At 46.8% G+C, this 9316-nt stretch carries 7 protein-coding genes; 2 read left to right on the forward strand and 5 right to left on the reverse strand.

Annotation, left to right across the window (positions count from 1 at the left end):
• Window positions 1-197: 197 nt before the first annotated feature.
• Entirely contained in the window at window positions 198-887 is a 690-nt protein-coding gene (locus NC996_RS16845) for a hypothetical protein (RefSeq protein WP_190683839.1), read from the forward strand.
• Between the two features lie 109 nt (window positions 888-996).
• Here the strand turns inward: NC996_RS16845 and NC996_RS16850 are convergent, their stop codons facing one another.
• From NC996_RS16850 to NC996_RS16865, 4 genes are all read right to left on the reverse strand, one after another.
• A complete protein-coding gene (locus NC996_RS16850) occupies window positions 997-3546 on the reverse strand; it encodes a CHAT domain-containing protein (protein WP_190683841.1) in 2550 nt (849 codons plus the stop codon).
• Between the two features lie 519 nt (window positions 3547-4065).
• The gene (locus NC996_RS16855) at window positions 4066-4296 is read right to left on the reverse strand and encodes a hypothetical protein (RefSeq protein ID WP_190413096.1); all 231 of its coding nucleotides are present in this window, start codon (window positions 4294-4296) and stop codon (window positions 4066-4068) included.
• Complete coding sequence (locus NC996_RS16860) at window positions 4293-6068, reverse strand: S8 family peptidase (protein ID WP_190683855.1); 1776 nt, start codon at window positions 6066-6068, stop codon at window positions 4293-4295. Before NC996_RS16860 ends, NC996_RS16855 begins: the two co-directional genes overlap by 4 nt.
• Before the next feature lie 269 nt (window positions 6069-6337).
• Window positions 6338-6517 carry a hypothetical protein gene (locus tag NC996_RS16865; protein ID WP_190683844.1) on the reverse strand — a complete coding sequence of 60 codons (180 nt, stop codon included), beginning with the start codon at window positions 6515-6517 and terminating at the stop codon, window positions 6338-6340.
• A gap of 1025 nt (window positions 6518-7542) precedes the next feature.
• Between NC996_RS16865 and NC996_RS16870 the strand changes: the two genes are divergently transcribed.
• Window positions 7543-7971: a hypothetical protein gene (locus tag NC996_RS16870; protein WP_190413100.1), complete on the forward strand. Its 429-nt coding sequence runs from the start codon at window positions 7543-7545 to the stop codon at window positions 7969-7971.
• Between the two features lie 331 nt (window positions 7972-8302).
• On the opposite strand, the gene NC996_RS16875 is transcribed toward NC996_RS16870, so the two are convergent.
• On the reverse strand, window positions 8303-8509 hold the full coding sequence (locus NC996_RS16875) for a hypothetical protein (protein WP_190413102.1): 207 nt from the start codon (window positions 8507-8509) through the stop codon (window positions 8303-8305).
• Window positions 8510-9316 lie beyond the last annotated feature (807 nt).

The raw sequence follows: 9316 nt of genomic DNA on the forward strand, positions 1-9316 counted from the left end.
GAAATCTCCAAAATCTCTGGTTCTTGGCTGCCACAATCATCTCTTTGTCCGGGTTACTATATTTTCTTTTTTGGAAGATCGCAGGCAATTTTTGCTAAAATCTGCCTCTAGTGAGTTATACCGAGTTTTTCAAAATTTGATAAAACTTTGATATAAATTACCCAATATCAATCAGCCGTGCTAGTTGAGGGCGTTCAATGCTCAATCAGCCCGATAAGCCTCCTATACAGCGCTTTAGCCTTGTTTTCCTGTACCAGATGGTTCAGAAGTACCCACTCGCCTTTTGGGGCGGTTTGTGGGCGTCCATGATTACCATCGCAGCAGTAGCAGCGCTAGGTCTATTTAGTACAGGCCCCATCGAGCAGGAGGAATCTAAATCTGTTGAACCGATGCCTGCCGGAACGACGGTTCCAGAACCAGAGGCATCACTACTGCCAAGCTTCACAACCAGTCAGCCATCGGGAACCCCGTTGCCAGGTTTTACAGCGGTTCCGGAAGTTCCGGAAGCTCCAAAGCAACAGGAAGTGCCACGGTGGTTGTATGGTGCGATCGCCTTGGGCTTTGTCACTGGAACGCTTTTGATAGCGCTAAACCTGAGTCGTTCACCGCAGCGTAAATCTCTCAAACGGTCAAAGCCGACTGCAAGCGTCCGCAAAAAACAACGCCGCCCGACTCAAAAGCAAAAGCGTCGTCCCATGCCGCCACAACCGGCAGAAGGCTTCTCTAAACCTCAAGAAGTGCCCCTAATGATGACAAATTATGGGATGACTGAGGTAACGGTGGTGCCTCCAGAAGAAAATCATCCTCTGGATTGGGGCGAGGATAGTCTGGCAGAAATCATGGATCTGCGAAAGCGACAGTCTCTCTCTGCGTTGCTCAAAAAGTAATTACTATAAAACTTTTGAGTTTTGAGTTAGAAAAAAATTCTTAATTCAAAACTCAAATTTTTTTACTAATTACTAAAATTCAACGTGCAAGTAGATGTTTTTTCGGGAATTACTTTTGACTTGTCGAAAGTAGCGATCGCCAATCTTTAATTGCTTTTTCTGTCCAGAGCCAGTTTTTACTTAGGGCCTCCGGTTGGAAGTTAACCGGGTCTTCTGAGATCGCCTTTTGTCGGAGCTTCCGGGCTTCATCCAAAAGTTTTGCTTGCTTATCAGCAGGTTGAGATGCAGCTAATTTTGTCAGCCCAATTGCTAATCCTGCATAAGTAGTCAAAGCTTCTTGTTGGGCAACCGATCCGGCAACAGTCGCTTGCTTTTCTTCTATCAAGTAAAAAGCATCAAACCAAATTTGGTTAGCACGATCGAGATTCCCTTCTAAGTAGTAGGCAAACCCTAGGGCATTCAGGTATTTAGCAGATTTGGGTTGCTTTTTGACCGCTTGCTCCCAAAATCGACGGGCATCATCCAAACTGTAATCCTTGCTGCCAGTTTGAACAGACTGCCACGCCAGACGCCCTCTCAGGAAGCTGATGGCTGGGTCATCGATTTTCTGTTTGTTAACGTTGTCAAGCGCCCCTTGGGCTTGCTGTAACGCTCCTCGGTTCAGCAATTCTTCTACAGCCACCCCGGCGGCGGATAAGTTATTTTGACTGAATTGTTCAATGGCGATCGCCGTGACAGTCGGGGTATTGGCTTTCTGGAGATTGACATTTTTGAGATTGGGGCTAGGGAGCGCCGGAAGTGAGGTTGAGGTATTCTCCTGAGAGAACAACAAGTCTGAAGGTTGCGGACGACGTTGCAACAACCAGAAACCCAAAAGCGCGATCGCCATCGTCGAGCCTAACGCCAGCAAAATCAGTGGGGCACGCTTGGCTCGTCGCTGTCCCTTCTTCCCTTCACCATGCTGCCAAAATCGCAGCCGGGGGTTCCCGGCGGCATATCCCAGTAGCGATTCTCCCGAACCCGCGTTTTTCGGTGCTGACTCAGCAGCGATCGCTGCGGCGACAGGTTGGGGGGGTGTTTTCGACTCGCTGAGCGGGTGAGCGGCGATCGTTGTCTGATTTTCTCTTTCTACATGTCTGTCCCTTGTCTGGTCTACCTCTGTTTCCCTCTGTGTCTCTGCTGCTACTTCAGGCTTTAGCTGGCGAAACAGATCCGCAACCAAAGCCGAGTCGTCTTCGTAGCCAATATCGTCATACTCCAAATCATCAACCGGATCGGTCCAGTCGGGATCGTCATCCCCGTAGAAGTCATCCTCTAAGGAGTCTAAAGCCTCGTCGGTGGTTAAGAAACCGGATCGAGATCCAGTCGGCGGTGCCGTGAATACCGCTTCTTCCTCCCTAGAGAGAGGATTAAGCATTCCTCCCCAAGCAATGTCTGCCCCAGAAGCGTCAGGCAACTGAAGTCGCTCTGCTTTGGCATTGATGGCATGATGACCTGGTGTCAAGTAACCGTCAAATTCCGGGTGAAGATAGAGGATCGGTAAAGCCCAGTAAAGCTGGCGAGAACCGTAAGTAGAAATTAAACTTTGCCGCGCTCGGCTCAGGCTGAGGTCAATCGGATAACCTTGATTCAGATTGCCGTAAAACCGCCGTGCCAAGGTCAAAGCGACTTGATCCGGAATGCGTTCTGCCATCGCCAGCACGCTCTTGATGCCGCGTTTGACCAGCGCTTCTGCCAAATTTCCCTCTGCGGCACCGTCGCTGGGAGCTGAAGCGGCGGTATGAGCGCCCCGACAGGAGTTAAACACTGCGAGCTGGATGCCGTTATTGACGAGCAACCCCGCTAAGTCATCTCCACTTAACATCTCCGTCAGCCCGGTTTGGCGGCTTACGAGGTAGAGATTGCCGCCGTAGGCTCCTTGGTCGCTATGACCTGCGTAGTGGAAAACTTGATATTGACCTTGTTCCAGCTCGTGCGTCAGCTGCTCCGTACCGGGTTGCTCCAGAACAGTGAGTTGAATTTCGGGTAAGCCATTCCGGGAACGGTGACTCAGTTCTGCTTGCAGGTGGCTGACTTCTTGTTTGAGCGCCAAACTTTCCTGGTCGTTGGGGGCAGCGATCGCCATCAAGATTCGCACCGCCGGTTGATTAGACCCAGAACCTAACGAAACGGTGGGACTTCTCAACCTTGTACTCATCTGGTAGCGGGAGAAGGCAACATCGGTTCCAGTTGCCAACGGGCGATCGCCATCGTGCAATACTTCCCAAGGTAAGCTCAGTAAGCGACTATCTTTTAATCCCAAGCGCAGCCGCAATACTTCTTGCCGATCTTGAGCGATCGCTTGAGCGATCATCCAACTATCTCGCAGCGTTCCTTGGAACAAAGCATCGTACATCTGCTGCCCCAGCGCCACCAAGTTAAGGGAAGATTGGGTGGCTTCTCGGTTCGGGGAACCCGATCGAGAAATATCGCTAGGAGACAAAGCCATCAGCAAAGGGTCATTCATCAGGTGCCTCGCCTGAGCTAACCAATCCTCCACTTGCCACGTTACCTGCTCTTCGGCAAATGGGACGGCACCCGGTGCGGCAACCCATTCTGTCCGCACCCAATATTTACTTTCCCCTAAGGGATTTACAGAGATATGAAATTCCTGAGCCACTGCTACTATGCACTCCTGCTTCAGTTAGAACCTTCTAGCTGCTTTTCTTACCTGGAGGAGGAACTGTTTCCCTTTCTTCCTAGATAGATTCAAGTTACTTAAAGTTTCCATAAAGGGCAGTTTCGTTTTCTTGAACGCTGATGCCGTTGATGGATTCCGGGAAAGGGAGAGAAAATTTCTATTTATTCTAATTTAATCGTTAAATTTACCCCAACTTAATCCGGATAGTTGAGGAATCCTTTAGAAGAGTAGATTGGTAGATGCACCCTGATTGACATCCCCTGGCTCACCGGTTTGAGCCGGGGATTTTTTTTTCGGTTCGTTAGGCGGTGTAAGACTTTCTGGATTTCTCCCGGCTTCAAAGGCGGGTTAGGGGGGAACTGACACAAGTTGCTTGGCATTTCCATCCCTCAACCCCGCGATGGGAGAGCCACTGTGCTAGAAATAACGAGAAGCAGAAGGCAGATTAGCGATCGCTCATTCGCTGTTAACGAATGACTAACCGCTAATCGCTCATGGCTAATCCGAACTGACTTCCTCAAAAGATTTAACTTCTAGAACTGGGCCAATCATCGCGAAGGTCATCACGTCCTTTCGCACCTCACCTTTGACTTTCACTTTGAGTCCCGATTTGCGTAAATCTTCTGGAGCTTTGTGGAGTTCGTAGGTTTCACCCTCTTGTGTGACTAGCGCCCAGGTGCCTGGACCAAGCCCCTTGCGTTCGATAGTGCCTTCTACGCTGATGCTCATGCTGTTTGCCCTTCTCCTTTGCTGGATAAATAGGCGAGTCCGATACACAGGAGGGCATTAGTAATTAGGAATAGCCTAGCGATCGCGCCATGACCTAACCACAACATCGCCGGATCTGCTACGGCACTCACTAATAAACAGGATGCCACGCCCAAGGTCGAGCCGATCGCAAACCACTTCCAACTGCGGTGTCCCAGTAGCAAGGCGATTAATGCAAAAGGAATCAACACGCTGGCGAAGATGGGATTCAATAAACCACTGCCTAGAATCGTATTGCCCAGTTCGGGAATCGAACTGCCCATCATCCGGAAAGGCCACTGAGGAAGATCGAAAATATAGAAGCCGCGCAGGAAGAATAATCCAGAACTCCCGGCAACTAAACCGCTGGTTAGCGACCAACTCCAGCCAAAGGGGAAATAATTCCGCAAGAACCAGGCAAGGACATAAGAACCTAATACCATCGCAATCTTAGGTAACAGTGCCACCGCACCGCCATCAATCCAGAAGCGAGGATTGAGATAGCCATTATCGCGCAACCAGCGGAAGAAGTCGCGGAAGGTAATTTGCCCGCGTACCGCCAGTTTTACAGCCGCAGAAGCATCGAGATGACCAGCCCCAAAGTAGTTGAGAGCGTCATCTGAAATTACCCGTGCCGACTTTTTGAGGACACCCAATACTTCCTCCGGTTCGGTTACGCCAGAGGCTTTCACTAAAGCGGCGACACCGGCAACGTGGGGAGACGCCATACTGGTGCCTTGGAAGGCAGCAAAAGTGGGGATGAGCTTCCCGTTTTCGTCATAACTAATGGTCTCTTGCAGAATCCCACCCGATGGATTTTCTTCGGTGATTGCACCACCAGGGGCTGAGATATCCACACCAGCACCATAGCTGGAGTAAAAGGCTTTTTCACCGGCAGAATCAATTGCTGAAACACCGATAACGTGGGGATATCGAGCTGGGTAGGAGGCAGAATTCTCATTAGAGTTTCCTGCTGCGGCTACGATGACGACGCCTTTGTTGTAGGCATAATCAATCGCTTCTTGCATTACCTGACTTTCGCCACCACCGCCCAAGCTCATGTTAATGACATCAGCACCGTTATCGGCAGCAAATTTGATGGCTTCAGCAATATCGGCAACGGTGCCGCCGCCTTCTGCACTCAACACTTTCAAAGGCATAAGGCTGGCTTCGTAAGCAATACCCGCGACGCCATAGCCATTATTGGTGGCTTGGGCAACAGTACCGCCAACGTGGGTGCCGTGCCCGTTGTCGTCGTCTGCTTGGTCTCGGTTGTTAACAAAGTCGTAGCCTTGGACAAACTTGGTATCTTTCAGGTCAGGAACGCGACTGATGCCGGTGTCAATGACGGCAACTGTCATCCCTGCGCCTTTGGTTTCGTCCCAAGCAGATTCTACGTTGATACTCCGTAGGTTCCACTGTTTGCTGTACTCTGGGTCGTTGGGGACTTCCAGAGCTTTGTAGACATAATTCGGTTCAATATATTCGGTTTTTTTGGCTAAAGGCGATTTTTTTAGAGTTTTCAGCAGGTTGCGATCGCCTTTAATGATATACAACTGATCTGACTCGGAAAATTCGCTGTTATACTGAGCGCCAAGCGATCGCACCTGTTCTTGCACCACTTCTGCTGGTACGTCTTCGCGGAAATCTAGCACAATCGAGTCAAACTCACCTTGTGCTGCCAGTCCTTTGAAGTTAAACAGGGCAAAACCTACCCCCAATAAAAACAAGCACGCTATCAAAAGCTTTCTCATATTCACCCGTCTTGTGAGCGCCAGTTTCTCCCCACGATAACTCATGCATCTGCCCCGTGGTGTATTTAGTTTTTAGTTATTAATTTTTGTTTGTTGGAGTAATACCGCTCGTTTGCAGTAATAAGCGATACGAATCAGGCTGCTTGTGGCAAAAGTTCTCTTGAAGCGAAAGAACCCTATTTTTAATCTTACTGAAGGACTTGTGGGTTTTCAGCCGATGAGCGTCTATTTAATACTCAGTTTGAGGTGAGGGAGGCATTCTCTTGTCGTTAGCGGGTTCCTGCGCCTTGACTATTATCGTCCGAGAATCCTAGATTTGGGGGTTCGTAGGTTTGATTTTGTGTAGTATTATCGGGAGTTCTGATGCTAAAGTTCAATTGAATATTGAGCAGTTGTAACCCAAATATAAAGATGAATATTCCTGTAGCTTTTAGTAGTAGATGACTCATAAAATTTTTGTCGTTTTGAAATAATTATGATAAAATTATTTTTTTAATCAGATCTATTATTCAGTGCTGTAAAGTGAATAACATCAAATAATTTTCAATTAAAATCTTATATTAATTAAATATTTAGAGGATAACGTTAACATCAACTTTGGTTGAGCCATACGAAAAATTCGACTAATAGTAAATATTTGAAAAATCACTTGTTCGATAATGACTTGAGGTAGATAGATGTGAGATTGCATCTTAGTTTGTTGAATTCGATGTTTTTAATTATGAAGGTTTTATTAAGATTCTCTAGTGATAAAAACCTATAGTGAAATGTGACATTATTGCTGCAAATATTTGCTTGAAATCCCCAAGTTTGAGTGATGGGATTGGCTCACCAAATGTGACTGGCTGTTTCCAGCTTTGTGATCTCGATCGCAGCTAGAAACTGGGTGCAGCGTAATGAGCGCCAAAATACCTAACGATACTGGTAGTTTCGGCTACACCAACCCTTTTACCCCTCTTCAGCTGAACGATGTATTACCCGCCTCTGTTGAAATCATGTATGGGTAAAGCATTGGCGCAGAAAGATTTGGGTTGAAGGGACTTGTACAAGGCACGAATACTTCACCCTCAAACTGAGAACCCAAGGCGCATCTGTACGGGAGAAGCATCAGGAAGACAACAAGCTGGGACTTATGCGTAATGCCTCGTTCAGGACAAAGGGGCGGAAGTTGTGAGAGCTTTTATCGAAACAAAGCCAGCGAGGCAGGCTAAATTGAGTTTCCGAAGCGCGAAGCGCCTCTCAAAGAGCTGGGCGGACTTTGTTGGTATTGGTAAGTATTGGTAAAGCCTTATTCAAGCCTTTGGGCAATTTATTCTCATCGGGAAGCTTCTGGAGAAACCTTTCGACGGTTTTAGGCAAATCTAGATCCAGTATTTATACTTAGCAGATAGCCGAAGGGGAGCTAACCAAGGATAGATGCAATCGTCTGTTAGGCTGCAAGATATCAGAATAGTTAAAGAGCGAAAATCCGACAATGGAAAGAGGTCTGTTGTGGCTGCCCCTACTGGCAGCGTTTATCTGGCTGGCTTGGCAAGGCTGGAATGAGTATCAAAAAGTTGAAGCTTATCGCGTCTGGGCACAGCAGTTTGAGCGATCTAAGTACGATATCTATGCAGTGTTGGCTCAAAATGACAGCACTTTAACCTGGGGAAAACCGACGCGCAAAGGTCCAGTGGAGGTGCAAACGTTTTCCTTAAAGGATGTTAAAGCGATTCGGCTGCTAGTAGATGACAAGCCCGTTGATTTAGAAGCACTGCCCAGTAAAGGTCGTGTCGCTTCGCTGGAATTTGTCTTTGCACCAGCCGCTTCAGTGAAAATCCCCTTTACTGAAATTCCCCTTGCAGCGGAATGGGGAAATTTTCTACAGCAGGAATTACAAAACTTGGCAGAGGGGAAAGTGTAACGATTTTCAGACAAAGAGGCAAGGCGGGTTTTGGACTTGTATCGGAAAGCGATCGCTCATTTATCCGATGTACGGAATAATACCCAAAAAAACCCGTATTAACGGGTTAATCAGCGATCGCACTATTTAAAAGGGAAAAACTAAACGATTGAAGAACTCCTTTCATGGGCTTGCCATTATAGACGGGTTGCAATGCATAGATTCTTATTGAGAAAATTGCTTTTTCAGTTTCCGGCAACCCGTCAAACAGAAGCATGCTATTAAAGGAGAAATAAAAAAAATTGGCTTTCTAACTTTCAGACTGTTTCAGATTCCTCTTTTCTGTTGTATTTTAAATTACAATTGCTTCAACTCGTTTCTGCGAATCTTCTTGGGAACATTCGTAGGGAATTTTAAACCGAGGAATTCCCAGTTGACAACCTTGCCATCCACTTTGAACGGTTACGCCAAGAGTTTGACAACAGCCGCCACGTCGTCCCATCGGATTATAAAATTGACAATAGCGACAGGCTGAAACTGGTGAATTTAAGGGTTGCATAAAGTATTTCCTTTGAGGAACCATTTCAAAAGCAAAATTTCTCTGTCTTTATAAAGTATGCGATCTGATTTTTACAATGAGCTATAACTTGTACGATATCCACTTAAAACATTGCATTTCATCATAAAAAGTTATGAAGCTGCTTAACATAAATACGAGCGTCAACTATCCATAGATTAAGCAATTGCAACATTGCCCAAAACAATCTGCTGTCAAGCATTATAGGCACTGGATAAAATCCTTCCCTTCCCAAACAAACGGTTATTGATGGGTGAGAGGACATTTATAAAGAAAATCTGAATCTCGTTAACCTACATTTTTGGTAGAGACGGCCAGATTTCAGGTTCCGTTTTTAAGAGAGGCTAGGGCGAAAATGCGTCTAGAGTAACGATTTTCACAATTAATATTTATTTAATAAATTATCTGTTATGGCAATCCTAAATTGTTCCTGAAGGCGAGATCCCCGCTAAGAAGTCGGCGATCTGAACCGTTAGCATCATCACAACTCAAATACGACTGCTATAGGAGTCGCTTTATATAGCGGTGCTTACTCTCGCGTGCAATATCCTTGTAACTGATTCAAGCAGCTGAGGCAGGCAATTCTGAGGGCATGATTGCTTTTCTCGAGTATCTCCTAGACAAATGTCCCAACAGTCCCATTGCCCTGATTTGAGATGGAGCCACCTATCTATAATAGACCTCTTGCAAAAGTCGTCGCTGGGGTAATATGAGGTCTGAAATTATGCGCTCGCTCACCTGTCTTCTACGCTCACCCCTGGTAATTCATAAGTAAAGCTAATGAAATAC

Source organism: Trichocoleus sp. ST-U2, assembly GCF_039961875.1.
GTDB lineage: Bacteria > Cyanobacteriota > Cyanobacteriia > Cyanobacteriales > FACHB-T130 > FACHB-T130.

What these genes read in the sequence shown, in the direction of transcription:
- NC996_RS16865 (WP_190683844.1), bottom strand. Translation starts at nt 6,517, where the DNA reads ATGAGTCATCTACTACTAAAAGCTACAGGAATATTCATCTTTATATTT.
- NC996_RS16845 (WP_190683839.1), top strand. Translation starts at nt 198, where the DNA reads ATGCTCAATCAGCCCGATAAGCCTCCTATACAGCGCTTTAGCCTTGTT.
- NC996_RS16870 (WP_190413100.1), top strand. Translation starts at nt 7,543, where the DNA reads ATGGAAAGAGGTCTGTTGTGGCTGCCCCTACTGGCAGCGTTTATCTGG.
- NC996_RS16875 (WP_190413102.1), bottom strand. Translation starts at nt 8,509, where the DNA reads ATGCAACCCTTAAATTCACCAGTTTCAGCCTGTCGCTATTGTCAATTT.
- NC996_RS16855 (WP_190413096.1), bottom strand. Translation starts at nt 4,296, where the DNA reads ATGAGCATCAGCGTAGAAGGCACTATCGAACGCAAGGGGCTTGGTCCA.
- NC996_RS16860 (WP_190683855.1), bottom strand. Translation starts at nt 6,068, where the DNA reads ATGAGAAAGCTTTTGATAGCGTGCTTGTTTTTATTGGGGGTAGGTTTT.